The sequence below is a fragment of the Pedobacter quisquiliarum genome (assembly GCF_014642175.1).
Taxonomy (GTDB): Bacteria; Bacteroidota; Bacteroidia; order Sphingobacteriales; family Sphingobacteriaceae; genus Pedobacter; species Pedobacter quisquiliarum.
This window is the reverse complement of record NZ_BMIL01000011.1, coordinates 144,925-161,947: the sequence shown is the minus strand read 5'-3', so window position 1 is coordinate 161,947 and position 17,023 is coordinate 144,925. Positions and strand designations below refer to the sequence as shown.

Here is a 17,023-nt window from a genome sequence, read left to right as displayed (position 1 = left end):
ACAGTCAACACATTTTGCATAACAACAATATATTGACCTTTTTAAAATTCTCAGTAAAAATAAAAGCCCCCAGGAAAATCTTCCTGAGGGCTCTTGAATTATTTAACGCTAAATCAACTTACCTGCCTGCAGGATTTGGTTTAGGTAACTCCACACGAGGCATTGGCGCTGCGCGCTCTGAAGTATGGTAAACAAATGCCGCTACGATTGTCGCAGATCTTTGCAAATCCTGCGCAACCAGACGGTCGTATGTATCCATGTTGCTATGGTGTGTTCTGGTGTCATAATCCATTGGATCCTGAATGAACTGGAAGCCCGGAATACCAACTGCATGAAATGCAAGGTGATCCGTACCGCCGGTATTGCCAATGGTAACAGTTTTCGCTTCGATGTCGTTAAAAGGCTTCAACCACTCCTGGAAAATTGGCGCTACACCAGCATTCCCTTGAGCGTAAATACCTCTGATTGCACCAGTACCGTTATCTAAGTTATAATAAGCCGTAACTTTTTTCTGATCTGCAGTTAACTGCATGGTCTTTGGATCGCCGAAATGCTTCGCAACATAGCCTCTCGAACCATGTAAACCTTGCTCTTCAGAGCTCCAAAGCGCAATGCGGATGGTACGTTTCGGTTTGAAACCAATGGTTTTAAGGATACGCATCGCTTCCATCATTACAGCCGAGCCAGCAGCGTTATCTGTTGCGCCGGTACCTGCATGCCATGAATCGTAGTGACCACCTAACATCACCACTTCATCTTTAAGTTTTTTATCTGTACCAGGGATTTCTGCAATCACGTTATATCCTTTAGGATCCTGATCATAGAAAGAAGTTTTGATTTCCGCTTCCATCTCTACTTTCTGTCCGGCTCTCAATAATCTTAAGATACGTAAGAAATCTTCAGAAGAAACTTCAAGCTCGGGAGAAACGGCTGGTGCATCCAATGCATAAGAAGCGCCATTGCTGGTGAAGAAAGTACCATAGCTACCACGAGCGTAAGTCAGGATTAAGCCTGCCTTTTCCTCTTGAATTCTTTTGGTCATTTCCATTCTTGCTGCACGCATTTTCATCATGGCCGCCATCGCTGGGTTTGCAGCTCTTGCTGGTGCCTGCGCACCCGGGGTAGGCGCCTGTGCTTTGGCCATTTTGTCCAACTCCTCTTCCGTGTAGCGCTTTACATCTGCTTTGTAAGAGTTTTCCAGCATGCGGATGCTGCTGTTATCGAACATTACGATTTTACCCGCAAGTTTACCTTTATACTGATCCATTTGTGGCAATGAATCTGCTTTGATCAATACGATTTCGGATTTAATTACACCGTTGGTGCCTGGCGTCCATGCTTTTGGAGAAGCAATGATTGGTCTGTAGTATGGCGTCGTGGTTGCCGCATAATACTTGTCAACCTGCCAACCTTTACCGAAGGTTCCCCAGGCTTCAAGCTGCACATTCTTCAATCCCCACTCATTGAATTGCTTCATTGCCCATTCCTGAGCGCGCTTCAACCCAGGAGAGTTAGAAAGTCTTGGTCCAGCTACATCAGTCATCTGGAAAGCAAGGTCCATAACCTTTGAATTCTCCAATCCCTCTTTCCTGATTTTCTGTACCGCCGCCATATCAACTGCTTCCTGCGCCAAGGCAGTAAAGCAAAAACCAATGGCAAAAATTGTCGTAGTAAATCTTTTAATCATTTTCATTTAAATTAATATCTGAATATAGATTAAATCTCCATGATAATAATTCTCTCACGACAATTTTACTTAATCGGTATTCAAAACTGAGCAAATAGCACTAGAAACATGTTTTGAAAAGGACTAAGTCCTTATTTTATGCTCTTTTTAGCTACAATAAAGTACCCGATTACAAAAAATACAACCGCATAGGTTAAGCTGCTGTAAATTTCCTGCGTAAAGATCTCCACAGGTCCAGGTTTTTTGAGCGAAAGTGCCATTACCGGATGTGCATAGGGGATGGTATAAGCATATTCCCAGCCTTTGGAAGCCGTGATCAGACCGCTGATGAGTCCGATAAATCCAAAACCCATAGGTTTCAGAAAATCGGCCCAAACCAGACTGATGAAGAACTGCAGGGAAAGGATGCCTAAAGAAGCTAAAAACAGCTTCAGATATAATCTGGAGAGTAGCGTCCAGGGTGAGTAAGCGTCGAATTTCAATCGCGGTTCCAGTGCATGTAACAACAACCCCGAGCCATAGGTCAGCGGCAGAAATAAAAACAGACAAATGAAAATCAGCAGCACTGCAAAAAGGTACTTCGCTGCGTAGATGGAGAACTTGTTCAGCGGCTGTGCGAACAGGGTCTTCCAGGTGTCGTTCTTATGTTCGATGTTGTTCACCGAAAAAGCCATGAAGATCACGTAAAAGGGCAGGATCAAGCTACCCATAATGCCAAGTGCTGCGCCGGCATAGTTCAGCCACAGTACGTTCGGCGGATAATTGCGTTGCAGGATTTTCTCCGCCTGTAAGAAAGTTCCCGAGGCAATTAAACCACAGATCACCAATGGCAACAGGATGGCTGCCCAGAATGCCAGGGTCTTCCTGGATTTGTAAAATTCAGATCGTAGAGAAATCAGGAGCGCCTGCATGTTAGTTAGGGTTGGTTATATCAAGGAACAAATGTTCAAGATCTTTCTTCTGCAGTTGCAGTGCGGACACTTCAAAGCCGTTCAACACCAGCATCGAATTAACTTTCGCGCTTTCTGCAGCGGAGGTATAAGGTAGCTGCAGGCAATTTCCAGCAATGCTGGTCTCATAGCCTTTGCTGTTCAGGAATGTGGCGGCAGCTTCAAGCGCCGTCACCTGTACCAGTAATGTTGGTTTATTAAGCTCCTGCAGGCCTTCAATATGGCCCTGGTATAGCATTTTGCCTTTATGGATGATGCCCAGGTGCGTGGCGGTCCGTTCAATTTCAGACAACAGGTGACTGGACACCAAGATGGTTTTATCGTGTTTGGTGGTCAGTTCCACCATAAGGTTTCGTATTTCTATAATGCCGTTTGGATCAAGTCCGTTGGTCGGTTCATCAAGCAGCAGCAATTCCGGGTCGGCAAGCAGTGCAAGTGCGATGCCCAGCCTTTGTTTCATACCCAGCGAGTACTGGGAAGCCTTCTTGTTGGCCGCATCGCTTAAACCCACAAGTTTCAGCATGTCCAATGCCCGGCTGCGTTTTACCCCGAGCAGTATGCATCGGTTGTACAGGTTTTCCTTGCCAGACAAGTGGCCGTAAATTGCCGGTTGCTCCACAAGGGCACCCATGCGCTTTAAACTAGCGATCCGGTGGGTGTTTAACTCCTGGCCGAATATGAATACCGTGTCTGCGGGCGACTTCAGCAGGTTCAGCAGGATCTTAATGGTGGTGGTTTTACCCGCACCATTTGGTCCTAAAAACCCATATATGCTGCCACGTTGCACTTGCAACGACAGGTCGTCTACTACCTTCTGGTTTCCAAAATGATAGTTCAGTCCTTTGGTTTCAATGGCCAGTTCAGACATCCTATTTAGCTAAGACGTTTGACACGTTAACAACTTTTACCTTGTTCGCTTTTACAGCCATTTCATCGTTTGGATTTTCTGAAGCTACAGGTGCAGCAAAAGCTAAAATCATCATGAAGAAAACTGGAACTAATAAAAGTATAAATGGCGAGATGTTGGATAACCTTTTCATATCTGTATCGTTTTGTTGAATCAAATAGACAGAATAAAAGTTGCCTGTGAAAAACTGTTAGACCAAGGCGATTTAATTCTCGACCAATGGCAATATTGAATAGTTTTGAAGAAAATAACCGATTTTACCCGTTGGTAGAAAAAAAACGTCTGTTCGTCGAATGAAAATTCCTTCAGCTTATAGTTTTTTTACTTTGGATCTGATTATATAAATAAAAACTGAATGGAAAATAAGGGATCATTCATTGTCAATGTTCTTTTCTGGTTGTTCATCACTTCCATCTGCAGCCTGCCGGTGCTGTATTCCAAAACGCCACTCACTGGCTACCACATGCTTGTCTTTTTCGGCTATTATGGTATCATCAACGTTTCCATCTTCTACATCAACTATACACTACTGATCCCGCAGCTCATCAAAAGGCGCAAGCAGTACTGGATGTATATCCTGGCCATCACAACGCTGATTGTGCTGATGTCTGCCGTAAAAACCGTCATCGGCACCCTCAACCCGGAGATCGTACTGAACTATACGGATGGCGCAACCACCAAGAAAGTCTATGAAAAGGTGTCCACCTATATCATCAGAGCCATCTTCATGTCGGGCTTTTTCGTGGTCATCAGTTGCCTGCTAAAGTTCGCGGCAGATTGGTTTGCGAATGAACGCGTAAACCGCCACCTGGAAACGGAGAAAAAAGATATGGAACTGCAGTTCCTCAAATCGCAGCTTAACCCGCATTTCCTTTTCAATTCCCTGAATAACATCTATTCGCTGGCTTACCAGAAATCAGATAAAACTGCGGATGCTGTACTGAAGCTATCCGAGATCATGCGGTACATGATCTATGAAAGTAACGACGGCTGGGTATCCCTAAGTAAAGAGATCGAGTACCTGCAGAGTTATATAGAGCTGCAAAAACTGCGATTTAAAGATGGTGCGGCTGTAGATTTTACGTTGAACGGGGAAATAGACGGACAGATGATTGTGCCTTTAATTCTGATCTCCTTCGTTGAAAATGCCTTCAAACATGGTGTGGCCAATGACCCGAATGATCCAATAAAGATCAACATCATTGCCAACAAGAAGATCCTGCATTTCAGCATCACAAACAAAAAGCACAACCACAACAAAGATGAGATGGGCGGCGTAGGGCTAAGTAACGTTGAAAGGCGCTTGCAGCTCCTTTACCCGGGTAGATATAAATTAAATATTGTAAATTCGACTAGCCATTATACCAGCGAATTAATGCTTGATATATGATAAAACTGAAGTGTATTGCCGTTGATGATGAGCCACTGGCACTGGACATTATAGAAGATTATGTTTCCAAAGTGCCTTTCCTGGAGCTCGTTAAAAGAACAGAAAATGCGATTGAAGCGCTGCAGCTTGTGCAGGCTGGAGATATTGATTTGGTGTTTCTGGACATCCAGATGCCCGAACTTACCGGTATTCAGTTCCTGAAAATTGCAGGCGGAAAAGCTAGCTTCATTTTAACCACAGCATACTCCCAGTATGCCCTGGAAAGCTACGACCTGAACGTATCCGATTACTTGTTGAAGCCCATTGCATTCGACCGTTTCTACAAAGCCGTAGAAAAAGTACATAACTTGATTAAGGTTCAGGATTCTGCCCGCCCGGTGCAGCCCGTTATTAAAGAAACGCCTAAGCCACAGCCGGTACAACCCGTGCAGGATTTTATCTTCGTAAAAACGGAGCACAAAATTCAAAAAATTGAACTCGATGACATCCTGTACATTGAAGGTTTAAAAGATTACATCTCCATATTTACCAAAAACGAAAGAATCATCACGCTGCAGAACATGAAAAAGATGGAAGAGACGCTGCCATCATCACAGTTCATCCGCGTCCACAAATCTTACATCATCTCCTTAGACAAGATCGAAAGTATAGAGCGCAGCAGGATCACCATTTGTGGTAAAATGATTCCCGTAGGCGATACTTACCGCGATGAGTTCTTCCGTCGTATTGAGGGGAACAATATCTAAGCTTCAAGCGGCTGTTTAAGCACGCTGTGGATCGCTTCTTCTGCTTCAAGGGTAATCTCCTCCGGCGTTTTGCCCTTCGTGTCTATGGGCTTTAAAACCGTCCAGCGTAGCTTTTCCCCAACACTCAGCGGAAAAGCACCATACTGCACCAGCTTCCAGGAGTTTTCAATGGCAACCGGGACTACCAGGGCATCTGGCGCAGCTTTCAGCAACGTCGCAATACCACCTACTTTAAAAGGCTTCAGTTTGCCGTCTTTTGCCCGTGTACCTTCGGGAAAGATCACGGCCGACCAGTTATGTTCTTTCAACCGCCTGCCCAGCTTGATGATCTCTACTGCAGCCTGTTTGGTGTCCTTACGGTCGATGTTGGCGCCGCCACCATACTTCAGATTGAAAGAAATGGAGGGTATGCCTTTCGTTAATTCGATCTTGGAAATGAATTTCACATGATGTTTCCGCAGGTGCCAGAAAAAGGCAGGGATATCATACATGCTTTGATGGTTGGCAATAAAGATCTTCGGAACACCCGCCGGGAGGTCCTGCTCATTTTTAAAGCTCAAAGAGGAGCCCAAAAAGATCTGGCTGTACTGCAGAAAGAAGTTCAGGTAATCCACAGATTTTTTGTGCGCTTCATAGCCAAACCAGCGATGGCAGATCCATTGTATGGGGTGGAAAATAACCAGGCTTAAGCCAAAGAAAAGATAAAAGATTGGGGAGAGTAGGTAACCCAGTATTTTGTTCATGCGGTGTCCTGAATATTTAAATTTTGCCTTCCTGAATCAGGATATAAGTCTTCATAATGCCTGCAACACTCATGCTGTCGGTAATCTCACCGTTCATCACCATGTTGAAAGCTTCTCTAAAGGGTAGTTTGCGAAGTTTAAGTTGCTCGGTTTCTTCGGGCTGTGCTTCACCCATCGTTAAACCCTTCGCCACATAGATGATGGCGGCTTCATCACTCACGGAGTTTGACAAATGCATACGCTGTATCTCCGTCCAGTGCATTGCGGTCATGCCCGTTTCTTCAAGCAATTCTCGTTTTGCACCATCCAAAGGATCATCGCCCAACGGACCGCCACCTTCAGGGATTTCCCAGCTGTACGCATCCAGCGGAAAGCGGTACTGCCCCACCAACCAGGTGTTGTAGGCCTGATCCAGCGCAACAACGCCGATGGCGGTATTCTTGAAATGCACTTTCCCATAGATGCCCTTGCCACCAGAGCCATTGATCACATCAAATTCTGTTAAGCCAATCCAGTTGTTGTCATACACCTGCCGCTGATCGGTTATTGTCCATGGGTTTGTTTCTTCCATGCCGCAAGATACAAATTCGCCACATTCTATTCAATCTGCTGATTAAACCGTGGTGCAGTTCTGCGCTTGAAACATTATCGGTATGTTAGCGCTTATTCAAGTTGTTTCAAACTAACCGAACACTTTTATGAGCCAGGATTTAATTAGGCAGCACTTGCTTGCCGCTTTCCCCCAATTCGAACCGGCACTTGTGGATGTTCTTGCAGCACATGCGGCCTTAAAAACCTTTAGCGCCGGCGATCTATTGATGAACACCGGGCAGAACATGCGCTTTACCATGCTTTTAGTGGAAGGTCTGGTAAAACTCTACCGGGAAGGTGAGGATGGGCTTGAGTTTTTCATGTACTACATCCAGCCTGGTGGTGCCTGTGCGCTGTCCATGATTTGTTCCACCCGGCAGCAGACGAGTGAGATTAAGGCGAAAGCCGTAGATAAAACAACCGTCCTTGCAGTACCTACGGCTTTGATGGACGAATTAATGAAATCCTATAAGTCCTGGTATTACTTTGTACTGGAAACTTACCGGGCAAGGTTTGAAGAGCTGCTGGTGGTTATTGATCATGTCTCTTTTAAGGCCATGGACGAAAGGCTGGAGTTCTACCTGGAAAAGCAACACCGGGATCTGAATACCAGAAATCTCCTGATCACGCATGGTGAAATTGCCAGGGATCTGAATTCTTCAAGAGAAGTCATTTCGCGCCTGCTCAAAAAAATGGAGCAACAAAACAAGGTGGTCCTGCACCGTAGCTATATTGAATACCTTAAATAAGCGAAGTGTAACTCAGGTCACCGTTTGCGAATAGGTCGGTCTCCATATTTGCACCATAACTAAAGCGTATGGAAATCCTTGCTTATCTCGCTTCTGCATTAATTGGCATATCACTCGGACTGATTGGAGGGGGAGGGTCCATGCTCACCGTTCCGGTTCTCGTATATCTGTTTGGCGTTACCCCGCTACTGGCTACCTCTTATTCGCTGTTTGTTGTGGGCACCACGAGTCTGATTGGTGCTTTTCAGAATTACAGGCACAGGCTCGTTGATGTAAAAACGGCTTTGTTGTTCGGCTTGTCGTCAATCACCACCGTATTTCTGATCCGGATGTTTCTCGTTCCGGTTTTACCTGCAAATCTGTTTTCCATTGGAGGGCTGCAAGTGCAGTTAAATGTGGTGACGATGTTGCTCTTTGCAGTGCTTATGGTGGCAGCTTCTTTTTCCATGATCCGCGATAAACAGAACTTCGCTGCTGAGGTGCAAACGACATCCAATTCTGCTGGTAAAATGCTGATCTATGGCATAGGCATTGGCGTAGTTACGGGCTTCCTGGGTGCTGGGGGAGGCTTTCTGCTGATACCCGCGCTGGTGATGCGCCTGAAATTACCCATGAAAGTGGCCATTGGAACTTCTTTAGCAATCATTGCAATGAATTCACTAATTGGCTTCATTGGCGACCTGGGCCATTTCAACATCAACTGGTTCTTTCTCCTGACCGTAACCGCAATTGCGATATCCGGGGTGTTTCTGGGCACTTTCTTAAGTGCAAAGCTCGACGGCACAAAACTCAAGAAAGGGTTTGGCTGGTTTGTGCTCCTGATGGGGAGCTATATTCTGCTTAAAGAACTTTTAGGCTAAGCTAAAAAACGGTGCGTGACAGAAGTCACCGTTAGCGGCTTTTAATTTGCTGAAATTTGTTGCTGTTCATTAACAAAATCTAATCTTAAAATATATGCTTGAACTACTTAAACAACCTTGGCCATGGTGGACCGCCGGTGCTGCAATAGCCTTCATTATGGTGCTACTGCTTTACTTTGGAAAATCCTTTGGCGTTTCATCCAATCTGCGCACCATCTGTACCATCGCTGGTGCGGGTAAACGCGTCAAGTTCTTTGATTTCGACTGGAAGGCACAGCGTTGGAATCTACTGTTCATATTCGGTGCCGTGTTAGGGGGGCTGATATCTTCCACGCTTTTAAAGGACGATCAACCATTGCAGCTGGCTGAAGCGACCATCGCAGATCTGAAGGCGATTGGCCTGGCCTTCGATGGGCAGTTGAATCCCGGACAACTGTATGGCACAGCGGCGATCTTCTCCCTTAAAGGCTTTCTGATCCTTATACTCGGCGGTATGCTTGTTGGGTTCGGTGCACGTTATGCTGGTGGATGTACTTCGGGGCATGCCATCTCTGGTTTAACGAACATGCAGCTGCCCTCCCTCATAGCCGTAATCGGCTTTTTCATCGGTGGTCTTGCCACAACTTACCTGATTTTGCCACACCTGTTTTAAACCAAAAGCGACAACATGAAATCTTTAAAATTTATACTCGCCGGCATCCTCTTCGGGATCATCATGAGTAAATCTGAAGCCATCTCCTGGTACCGTATGCAGGAAATGTTCCGCTTCCAGTCCTTTCACATGTACGGATTGATGGGTACTGCCGTTGTATTAGGATCCATTGCGGTATTCCTGATCAAGAAATTCTACGTTAACGACTACACTGGAAGTCCGATTGTAATTCAGGACAAGGACAAGGGTTTTGCCAGATACATGCTCGGCGGCACCATCTTTGGTCTTGGATGGGCTTTAACCGGCGCCTGCCCGGGTCCGATGTTTGTGAACATTGGCCATGGCTATTTCGGCATGTTGGTCGTCATCTTTGGCGCACTAATTGGCACATTCCTGTACGGTGTATTCAAAAATAAACTCCCACACTAATTATCGCCCTCCTGAATAGATAACTAAATCATTGCGACATGAAAATTAAACAATTCGAGGATAAGCATCTTGCACATTACAGCTACGCGGTCTTGTGTGACACCAATGCTGAAATGATATTGATCGATCCTGCAAGGAACCCGAAGCCTTACTATGACTTCGCGCAGGAGCATAACGCGCAAATTATAGGCGTCATTGAAACACACCCACATGCAGATTTTGTGAGCAGTCACCTGCAGATCTATAAAGAAAAAAGCGCCAGGATTTTCGCCAGCAAGCTGATGAACCCTGAATATCCTTTTATTGGCTTTGATGAAGGCGCAATGCTGGAGATGGGAACTGTAAAGCTGAAGTCAATGAACACGCCAGGCCACTCGCCAGACAGCATATCTGTTGTGTTGGAACACGACGGCAAAGATCGGGCGGTGTTTACCGGAGATACGCTGTTTATCGGCGACTGTGGAAGACCGGACCTCAGAGAACAGGGGGAAAACCTGGACTTGAAAAGGGAGGAGCTTGCCAGAAAGATGTACAGCTCCTTAAGAGATAAACTGATGTTGCTTAACGACGATGTGGTGGTTTACCCTGCACATGGTGCCGGCACCCTATGCGGGAAGGCCTTAAGCAAAGCAAACAGCAGCACCATTGGTGCCGAAAAAGCCAGTAACTGGTCATTGCAGGCTATGTCTGAGGCTGAATTCGTGTCGGCTTTAACCGCCGACCAGCCCTTTATCCCCAAGTACTTCCCTTATGATGTAGATCTGAATAAAAAGGGTGCCCCTGGATTTCAGGAAAGCCTGGAAAAAGTTGTACAGGCGCAGAAAGTTGATGCTTTTGACAAGGCAGGGGCACTGGAGGATCAAATTATCATTGTCGACAGCAGGAATGCGGTCGCCTACAAGAAGAAGCACCTGAAAAATTCCATCAACATTATGGATGGCGAGAAGTTTGAAACCTGGTTAGGTGCACTGGTCGCTCCCGGTGATCCATTCTATTTAGCCGCTGAAAATGATGATGCTTTAGCGATCCTGGTGGAAAGAACGACCAAGATTGGGTATGAACCTTTCATTAAAGCCGCCTTTGTACTGGACTTTGGCGCGGAGACATCTGCAGACCTTGATGTTGAGCAGTTCAAAGCGCATCCATCCGCATACACCATTGTAGATATCCGTAATAAGCCCGAAGCGGAAAGTCAGCCTGTATTTGACGGCGCCCTCAACATTCCTTTACCGGAACTATCGAAGCGGATAGATGAGATCCCGACAGACAAGCCAATTGTGGTGCATTGCGCTGGTGGGTACCGGAGCGCAGCAGGAAGTAGCATTTTGGAAAATAACCTGAACGCAACGGTGTACGATTTAAGTGACCACATCAAAGCATTTGTTAAATAGCTGCAGCATGGTTGCCATGGTGTTGATAAGGGTTTGCTTAGGTAGAAATTAGCGCATAAAAAAACGCCTGCATTTCTGATGCAGGCGTTTTCTTATTTCCGCTAGGCGAAATACATTATTTTCTAGAACTGCTGCTCATCATCGCCACCACGCTGCTCTTGATCTCTCTTCGGCTTTTTAGCCGTAAAAGTGGTTTTACCAAAGCGGTAGGAGTAAGTTAGGTTGGCCATGGTGCCTTGCATATATCTTTCAAAGTCAACAATCGAGTTGTTTGCCTCTGTTGTCATGCTCCATCTTCTGGTTGCGAACACGTCTCTCACGTTTAAGCTCAGTGATGATTTCTTATCTGGGAAGTCGTACTTCGCGCCAGCATCTACGCCATACATGGCGTTACGTTTACCTTGAGCCATAACTTCCGGCGCGCGGTAATCTGCTCTCAACTGCATCGTGATGTTGTATGGCAGGTTGAAGTTGTTGGTTAAGTTTGCATTCCAGGTAAAGCCTGAACGCTCAATGATACCATATTCCGGTGCGCCATTGATTTTGCTCTGGAACAAATTCACGTTGGCTGTAAAGTTCCACAGTTTGGCCACATCCACACGGCTAATCAACTCCAATCCTGTGGCCAGGTTGCGCGTTAAGTTCTGCGGTGTAGAGATCGTTACGCCTTCACTGTTCGGCTCTGAACGTACACGCTGAATCAGGTCGTTGGTCTGACGGTAGTATAATGAACTGATGATGGATACCTTTTTGAAGTACTTGCTGTAGCCAAAGTCAAAGGCATGAACATCTTCTGGTTTCAGGTTTGGATTACCCTGGTTCCACATTAGTGGATCAGATACATCCAGGAATGGGTTGGTGTCCCAACCCCTCGGACGGTTTACACGGCGGGTATAGCTTAACTGTACCTGTTGTTCGTTTTTCAGCTTCTGACTTACGAATACACTTGGATATAACCTGGTGTATGCAATTTTACCCGGCGTATAAATGGTACCACCAGCATTCTGGAACCTGCCAGAGGTGGTGTTCAGCTCTGCATCTTCACCACGAAGGCCCAACTGGTAACCGAAGTTGCCGATCTGGTTCTGGTAGTTCAGGTAGATGGCATGGATCTGCTCGCCGCTTTCGAATTCGTTGGAAACGCGGTAGTTTGGCAGGTAAGTGCCAGTAGAATCACTGAACGTACTTGCGTCTGTTGCACTTTTCGAGTCTCTGAACTGTGAACGGTATCCCGCTTCAATGCGACCTGTTTCGCCAAGTGGACGTACATAATCTGCTTGTACGTTGTAGTTGCGGTTCCAGCCGTCTCTCAAGTTGCGTTCCAGGAGTACATCATTCGCCAGCTGTCCACCAAGGTTGTAAATGTCGGTGTCGTAAAACTGGAAGTTATCGTTGTTACCTTCGGAGTAGTTCAGGTTGAACGTTAGCTCCTCTTTAGGTTTTTTAAATTTCTGTACAAAGTCGAGGTTTAAATCGAAGCTGTTACCCTTACCTTCATTGTCGTTGCTTCTGTTGCTCAGTTTAACGGGCAGGTTTGCAGCGTTGAACTGGTTGATGTACAACATCTCATTACGGTCGTTATCTCTAACGTTTAATCCGGCAGAAAAGCTCACAACGCTCTTCGGTGCAATGGTATAATCCAATCCTGCTTTAACGTTGTGACCTTGATCATGCGAACGTGAATCGGTGTTCTGGTCTGCGAAGGCGGTACCGCCTGCTACAGTGTTCAGGTATTGAATGTTGTTGAAACCACCACCTAAACGGTTTCCAGAGCGGAAGCTATAGTTTCCGAAAAGGTTTACCTTATTGTTCTGAAAGCTTAAGCTGGTGTTTGCATTATAGTTGTCGCGGTTACCGGCACTTAAAGCCACGTTACCGTTTAAACCTAATTTGGTGTTTTTCTTTAGCACGATGTTGATGATACCCGACTGACCTTCCGCATCATATTTTGAGCTTGGGTTGGTGATCACTTCTACGCTTTCAATGGAGCTTGCCGGGATGGATTGCAGGATTACGGATACATCGCCACCGCCAATAAGGGATGGTTTACCGTCGATAAGCACACGTACGCCAGAGGATCCTCTAAGGCTCACGTTGCCGTCCATATCGGTTTGCACCGAAGGTACGTTTGCAAGTAAATCTGTAGCCGTACCACCTTCACTTACCAGACTTTTATCTACAGAAAAAACCTTCTTATCGATGCCCAACTGCATGGCCGCTTTCTCGCCCTGAATCACCACCTCATTAAGTTCGGTACCTTTGGAAGCCGACATTTTAATGGTGCCCAGGTTAACCACCTGATTGTTCAACAGCGTAATGCCATCGCGCACCATGGTTTGAAAACCCACATAGCTGATTTTGAAAGTATAGGTGCCTGCAGGGAGGTTTTTCATGGATAGATTACCTTCCATGTCTGTTTGTGCCGCACGTACAGTGGCTTTTGTCTGGCTGCTTAAAACAACAGCAGTAGCAAATGGAACGGCTTGGTTGTTACTTGCGTCAACGAGTTTAGCGTTAATCTGTGCAGTGCCGGTATTTTGGGCGAGAGATTCCAGCGTAACTGCGGAAAGGGTAATGGTTAGTAATAAAAATTGGTATAAGAACTTCTTCATCTAATCGGAACTTTATCGTGTCTTTTAAAGGTTGACAAAGTAACGGTGGTTAAGTTTAATAACAGACGGGTAACTATTTTATTACAGCTATAATGGCCCTTATTCAGGTAATATTCTTGTTAGTGAAAAGAAAACCTAATCTACTGTAACGGTGAGGCCTTCCTGCTGCAGAATCTTGCGGTAAATTTCCATTTCGGTATAGGAACCTTCAAGTACGGAGCACTTGCCTTTGTTGTGCACTTCCCATGCGATTTTCTCGGCCTGACTCTCGGTATAGTCCAGATATTTCATCATGCAGTAGATCACATGATCAAAAGTATTTACATCATCGTTCCATAAAATTAAACGGTTGGTCGTTTTAATCGAGCTCAGGATCTCTTCTAAGGTAAATGTTTCTTCTTTTGTTTCTGTAGCCATAAAACAAAAATAAGGTTAATTCGAATTAATGTGGTAGTTAATGTATTTTTAACATTAAAATCAACATAAATAAGCTAGAATGCAAAGCTCCAAAATCGCCGGAATCGGGTACTACGTGCCTAAAAACGTCTATACAAATGATGATCTGTCTAGGTTTATGGAAACCAGCGACCAGTGGATCCGGGAAAGAACCGGGATCCAGGAACGCCGTTTTGCTGACCGTTATGCTGAAACGACGACCACGATGGGCGTGGAAGCGGCGAAGATTGCCATTGAACGTGCAGGTATAACGGCACAGGACATCGATTTTATCGTTTTTGCAACGCTATCGCCGGATTATTATTTCCCGGGTTGTGGGGTGTTGCTGCAGCGGGAGATGAAGATGAAGGAAGTTGGTGCGCTGGATGTTCGGAATCAGTGTTCAGGATTTCTGTATGCGCTTTCTGTGGCCGATCAGTACATCAAAACCGGTATGTATAAGAACATCCTGGTGGTGGGTAGTGAGAAGCATTCTTTTGCGATGGATTTTGAAACCCGGAGCCGCAATGTGTCGGTGATTTTTGGCGACGGTGCCGGTGCGGTGGTGTTGCAGCCGGCTGCCAAAGCAGGGCAGGGTATTCTGAGCACGCACCTGCATAGCGATGGTGCCGATGCGGAGCTGCTGGCGATGTACTACCCCGGCTCGCATGCGAACAAGTGGATGCCGGAGCAGCCGGGTTATCCGGAGCAGGAGCTTGGTGGTTTATTTATGACTTGTGAGCAGCTGGAGAGCGGTGCGGCATTGCCTTTTATGGACGGCCCGGCCGTGTTTAAGAAAGCGGTGGCCAAGTTCCCGGAGGTGATCAATGAAGCACTTGCCGTGAATGGCCTTAAGGCTGGGGATATCGACCTGCTGGTGCCACATCAAGCCAATTTAAGGATCAGTCAGTATGTGCAGCAGTTGCTTGGCCTGCCGGATGATAAGGTTTTCAATAACATTCAGAAATACGGGAATACCACGGCCGCTTCCGTTCCGATCGCGCTATGCGAGGCGTGGGAAGCGGGCAAGGTTAAAGAAGGGGATTTGGTATGCCTGGCGGCATTTGGCTCCGGATTTACCTGGGCGAGTGCATTGATCAGGTGGTAACAAAAGGAAGTATTAACTTCCTTTTGTCGCTCTGGTCATTTGCTCCAGCATGTCCCACATGTCGTTTGGTATGGCTTCCAGTCCGTTAAACTGACCTGCACCCTGCAGCCATTCGCCACCGTCTATCGTGATGACTTCGCCATTGATGTAGGCGGAGAAGTCGCTGACCAGGAATGCGGCAAGATTTGCCAGCTCCTGATGATCACCCACGCGTTTTAAGGGCACACGATTTTTGAAGTCGAACTTCTCTGCAAGATCGCCAGGGAGCAGTCTTTCCCATGCACCTTTGGTCGGGAAGGGTCCCGGCGCAATGGCGTTGGTACGAATGCCGTACTTGCCCCATTCTGCAGCGAGGGATCTGGTCATGGCCAGTACACCGCCCTTTGCACAGGCCGATGGTACCACGTAAGCGGAACCTGTGAAGGCGTAGGTGGTGACGATATTGAGTACGCTGGCGGTTTGTTTTTCCTTGATCCAATGTTTTCCGAAGGCCAGCGTGCAGTTCACGGAACCTTTGAGCACGATGTCTATGATGGAAGAGAAGGCATTTGCCGATAATCTTTCTGTTGGGGAGATGAAGTTCCCGGCTGCATTGTTGATCAGGCTATCCACCTGTCCGAAGGTCTTAATGGCTTCTGCAAGTACATTTTCCACCTGACTGTATTCGCGGACATCGCAGGCAACGGCCAGCACTTTGCCGCCGGTGGACTGCTCCATTTCCCTTGCGGTGTTCTGGATTACATCGTCCTTTCGGCTCGTGATCACCAGGTTGGCGCCGAGTTGCAGGAAGTAGGTGCCCATGGCTTTGCCGAGACCGGTGCCACCGCCCGTGATTACAATTGTTTTCCCTTTTAAGGCATCATCCCTAAGCATTGGTTGGTTGTACATGCGTTATTTCTTTTGAAGGTTATCAATGATTGTCTTTAGGATGCTTCTGGTTGCGGGCGACCACCACTGCGCGAGCATATTGTTCAGCGTATCGGTTTGATCTGCAGAAATGGTATTTATGAGTTCTTGCCGGATGTTCAGCTTGCTTTGCTGCCAGGTATTGGCCTCAAAGGCCATGTATTTGCGGACGCGTCGTTCGGCAGCGGTCAGGATGCTGTCGTGGTTTACGACTTCATCTACCAGCCCGATTTTCAATGCTTCTTCCGGGTTGAATAGCTTGCCTTCGAGTAGGCTTCTGGAAGCATCGGCTTCGCCGAGCCAAAATGCGTATAGTTTGAAGATGCTGTGGGGCACAATGATGCCGACAGGCACTTCATTTAAGCCAATGATGTACTTGCCTTCCGCCATGATGCGGGCATCGCAGGCGATACCGATAACACATCCGCCCGCAGGGCTATGGCCGTTTATGGCTGCCACAAGTGGCTTTTTGAATTTGCATAGGTTTGCGGTAAACTGGAAGAAGAGCGTCCAGAAGGAGCGCGTTTCAGCTTCGTCGTAGTTGTACAGCTCGATGAGGTCGAGGCCTGCAGAAAAGAAGTGGCCCGTTCCGGTGATCATGGCGCCGCCAATGCTGGCGTCTGCGTCGATGTTCAGGATCATGTCGTTGAGCTCGGTAATCATCTCCCGGTTGAGGGCGTTCGACTTGCCGCGGTTCAGGGTGATGATGGCCAGGCGGTCCTTTACCGTTACTTTTATGGTGTTCATGATATTTGGCTTAAATAAGAAAGCCTCAATATACAATTATTGAGGCTTTAGCTTATATAAGAAAATATTTAGGTTTTCGCTTTGACTACCGAGTGTGCCTGTTAATAATCCCGTGATGCG

General features: G+C 46.6%; 18 protein-coding genes. 8 read left to right on the top strand and 10 right to left on the bottom strand.

Features of this window, described 5'->3' with window-relative positions:
- Positions 1-118: 118 nt before the first annotated feature.
- The 4 genes from IEW69_RS15430 to IEW69_RS15415 all read right to left on the bottom strand — a co-directional run bounded on the left by IEW69_RS15430 (position 119) and on the right by IEW69_RS15415 (position 3,677).
- On the bottom strand, positions 119-1,687 hold the full coding sequence (locus IEW69_RS15430) for a M28 family metallopeptidase (protein ID WP_188627774.1): 1,569 nt from the start codon (positions 1,685-1,687) through the stop codon (positions 119-121).
- Positions 1,688-1,818: 131 nt separating this feature from the next.
- Positions 1,819-2,598, bottom strand: coding sequence for an ABC transporter permease (locus IEW69_RS15425; RefSeq protein WP_188627773.1), 780 nt, complete (start codon positions 2,596-2,598; stop codon positions 1,819-1,821).
- A 1-nt stretch (position 2,599) separates the two neighbouring features.
- Positions 2,600-3,505, bottom strand: a complete 906-nt coding sequence (locus tag IEW69_RS15420; RefSeq protein WP_188627772.1) for an ABC transporter ATP-binding protein — start codon at positions 3,503-3,505, stop codon at positions 2,600-2,602.
- Between the two features lies 1 nt (position 3,506).
- Positions 3,507-3,677 carry a hypothetical protein gene (locus tag IEW69_RS15415; protein ID WP_188627771.1) on the bottom strand — a complete coding sequence of 57 codons (171 nt, stop codon included), beginning with the start codon at positions 3,675-3,677 and terminating at the stop codon, positions 3,507-3,509.
- 222 nt (positions 3,678-3,899) lie between these two features.
- Between IEW69_RS15415 and IEW69_RS15410 the strand changes: the two genes are divergently transcribed.
- Together IEW69_RS15410 and IEW69_RS15405 are read left to right on the top strand one after the other, a co-directional pair.
- Positions 3,900-4,934, top strand: coding sequence for a sensor histidine kinase (locus IEW69_RS15410; RefSeq protein ID WP_188627770.1), 1,035 nt, complete (start codon positions 3,900-3,902; stop codon positions 4,932-4,934).
- Complete coding sequence (locus IEW69_RS15405; protein WP_188627769.1) at positions 4,931-5,680, top strand: LytR/AlgR family response regulator transcription factor; 750 nt, start codon at positions 4,931-4,933, stop codon at positions 5,678-5,680. Before IEW69_RS15410 ends, IEW69_RS15405 begins: the two co-directional genes overlap by 4 nt.
- On the opposite strand, the gene IEW69_RS15400 is transcribed toward IEW69_RS15405, so the two are convergent.
- Positions 5,677-6,423 (bottom strand): lysophospholipid acyltransferase family protein, encoded by a 747-nt coding sequence (locus IEW69_RS15400; protein ID WP_188627768.1) that lies wholly within the window; start codon positions 6,421-6,423, stop codon positions 5,677-5,679. The two genes, IEW69_RS15405 and IEW69_RS15400, sit on opposite strands and share 4 nt — an antisense overlap.
- Before the next feature lie 16 nt (positions 6,424-6,439).
- Positions 6,440-6,994: an NUDIX domain-containing protein gene (locus IEW69_RS15395; RefSeq protein WP_188627767.1), complete on the bottom strand. Its 555-nt coding sequence runs from the start codon at positions 6,992-6,994 to the stop codon at positions 6,440-6,442.
- 127 nt (positions 6,995-7,121) lie between these two features.
- On the opposite strand from IEW69_RS15395, the gene IEW69_RS15390 reads away from it, so the two are divergent.
- The 5 genes from IEW69_RS15390 to IEW69_RS15370 all read left to right on the top strand — a co-directional run bounded on the left by IEW69_RS15390 (position 7,122) and on the right by IEW69_RS15370 (position 11,095).
- Complete coding sequence (locus tag IEW69_RS15390) at positions 7,122-7,763, top strand: Crp/Fnr family transcriptional regulator (protein WP_188627766.1); 642 nt, start codon at positions 7,122-7,124, stop codon at positions 7,761-7,763.
- Between the two features lie 68 nt (positions 7,764-7,831).
- Positions 7,832-8,623 (top strand): sulfite exporter TauE/SafE family protein, encoded by a 792-nt coding sequence (locus tag IEW69_RS15385; RefSeq protein WP_188627765.1) that lies wholly within the window; start codon positions 7,832-7,834, stop codon positions 8,621-8,623.
- 94 nt (positions 8,624-8,717) lie between these two features.
- Entirely contained in the window at positions 8,718-9,275 is a 558-nt protein-coding gene (locus IEW69_RS15380) for a YeeE/YedE family protein (RefSeq protein WP_188627764.1), read from the top strand.
- A 15-nt stretch (positions 9,276-9,290) separates the two neighbouring features.
- A complete protein-coding gene (locus IEW69_RS15375; protein ID WP_188627763.1) occupies positions 9,291-9,704 on the top strand; it encodes a DUF6691 family protein in 414 nt (137 codons plus the stop codon).
- 38 nt (positions 9,705-9,742) lie between these two features.
- Positions 9,743-11,095, top strand: coding sequence for a rhodanese-like domain-containing protein (locus IEW69_RS15370; protein WP_188627762.1), 1,353 nt, complete (start codon positions 9,743-9,745; stop codon positions 11,093-11,095).
- Positions 11,096-11,217: 122 nt separating this feature from the next.
- Here IEW69_RS15370 and IEW69_RS15365 read toward each other — a convergent pair whose 3' ends face one another.
- Together IEW69_RS15365 and IEW69_RS15360 are read right to left on the bottom strand one after the other, a co-directional pair.
- Positions 11,218-13,707 carry a TonB-dependent receptor gene (locus IEW69_RS15365; RefSeq protein WP_188627761.1) on the bottom strand — a complete coding sequence of 830 codons (2,490 nt, stop codon included), beginning with the start codon at positions 13,705-13,707 and terminating at the stop codon, positions 11,218-11,220.
- 135 nt (positions 13,708-13,842) lie between these two features.
- A complete protein-coding gene (locus tag IEW69_RS15360) occupies positions 13,843-14,124 on the bottom strand; it encodes an ATP-dependent Clp protease adaptor ClpS (RefSeq protein WP_188627760.1) in 282 nt (93 codons plus the stop codon).
- A 79-nt stretch (positions 14,125-14,203) separates the two neighbouring features.
- On the opposite strand from IEW69_RS15360, the gene IEW69_RS15355 reads away from it, so the two are divergent.
- Complete coding sequence (locus IEW69_RS15355) at positions 14,204-15,250, top strand: 3-oxoacyl-ACP synthase III family protein (protein ID WP_188627759.1); 1,047 nt, start codon at positions 14,204-14,206, stop codon at positions 15,248-15,250.
- A 12-nt stretch (positions 15,251-15,262) separates the two neighbouring features.
- On the opposite strand, the gene IEW69_RS15350 is transcribed toward IEW69_RS15355, so the two are convergent.
- Both IEW69_RS15350 and IEW69_RS15345 read right to left on the bottom strand, forming a co-directional pair.
- Positions 15,263-16,138: an SDR family oxidoreductase gene (locus IEW69_RS15350; protein ID WP_188627758.1), complete on the bottom strand. Its 876-nt coding sequence runs from the start codon at positions 16,136-16,138 to the stop codon at positions 15,263-15,265.
- A gap of 3 nt (positions 16,139-16,141) precedes the next feature.
- Positions 16,142-16,903, bottom strand: a complete 762-nt coding sequence (locus IEW69_RS15345) for an enoyl-CoA hydratase/isomerase family protein (RefSeq protein WP_188627757.1) — start codon at positions 16,901-16,903, stop codon at positions 16,142-16,144.
- Positions 16,904-17,023: the final 120 nt, after the last annotated feature.

What these genes read in the sequence shown, in the direction of transcription:
- IEW69_RS15395 (WP_188627767.1), bottom strand. Translation starts at nt 6,994, where the DNA reads ATGGAAGAAACAAACCCATGGACAATAACCGATCAGCGGCAGGTGTAT.
- IEW69_RS15375 (WP_188627763.1), top strand. Translation starts at nt 9,291, where the DNA reads ATGAAATCTTTAAAATTTATACTCGCCGGCATCCTCTTCGGGATCATC.
- IEW69_RS15405 (WP_188627769.1), top strand. Translation starts at nt 4,931, where the DNA reads ATGATAAAACTGAAGTGTATTGCCGTTGATGATGAGCCACTGGCACTG.
- IEW69_RS15400 (WP_188627768.1), bottom strand. Translation starts at nt 6,423, where the DNA reads ATGAACAAAATACTGGGTTACCTACTCTCCCCAATCTTTTATCTTTTC.
- IEW69_RS15385 (WP_188627765.1), top strand. Translation starts at nt 7,832, where the DNA reads ATGGAAATCCTTGCTTATCTCGCTTCTGCATTAATTGGCATATCACTC.
- IEW69_RS15365 (WP_188627761.1), bottom strand. Translation starts at nt 13,707, where the DNA reads ATGAAGAAGTTCTTATACCAATTTTTATTACTAACCATTACCCTTTCC.
- IEW69_RS15390 (WP_188627766.1), top strand. Translation starts at nt 7,122, where the DNA reads ATGAGCCAGGATTTAATTAGGCAGCACTTGCTTGCCGCTTTCCCCCAA.
- IEW69_RS15380 (WP_188627764.1), top strand. Translation starts at nt 8,718, where the DNA reads ATGCTTGAACTACTTAAACAACCTTGGCCATGGTGGACCGCCGGTGCT.
- IEW69_RS15430 (WP_188627774.1), bottom strand. Translation starts at nt 1,687, where the DNA reads ATGATTAAAAGATTTACTACGACAATTTTTGCCATTGGTTTTTGCTTT.
- IEW69_RS15415 (WP_188627771.1), bottom strand. Translation starts at nt 3,677, where the DNA reads ATGAAAAGGTTATCCAACATCTCGCCATTTATACTTTTATTAGTTCCA.
- IEW69_RS15360 (WP_188627760.1), bottom strand. Translation starts at nt 14,124, where the DNA reads ATGGCTACAGAAACAAAAGAAGAAACATTTACCTTAGAAGAGATCCTG.
- IEW69_RS15370 (WP_188627762.1), top strand. Translation starts at nt 9,743, where the DNA reads ATGAAAATTAAACAATTCGAGGATAAGCATCTTGCACATTACAGCTAC.
- IEW69_RS15410 (WP_188627770.1), top strand. Translation starts at nt 3,900, where the DNA reads ATGGAAAATAAGGGATCATTCATTGTCAATGTTCTTTTCTGGTTGTTC.
- IEW69_RS15355 (WP_188627759.1), top strand. Translation starts at nt 14,204, where the DNA reads ATGCAAAGCTCCAAAATCGCCGGAATCGGGTACTACGTGCCTAAAAAC.
- IEW69_RS15345 (WP_188627757.1), bottom strand. Translation starts at nt 16,903, where the DNA reads ATGAACACCATAAAAGTAACGGTAAAGGACCGCCTGGCCATCATCACC.
- IEW69_RS15420 (WP_188627772.1), bottom strand. Translation starts at nt 3,505, where the DNA reads ATGTCTGAACTGGCCATTGAAACCAAAGGACTGAACTATCATTTTGGA.
- IEW69_RS15425 (WP_188627773.1), bottom strand. Translation starts at nt 2,598, where the DNA reads ATGCAGGCGCTCCTGATTTCTCTACGATCTGAATTTTACAAATCCAGG.
- IEW69_RS15350 (WP_188627758.1), bottom strand. Translation starts at nt 16,138, where the DNA reads ATGTACAACCAACCAATGCTTAGGGATGATGCCTTAAAAGGGAAAACA.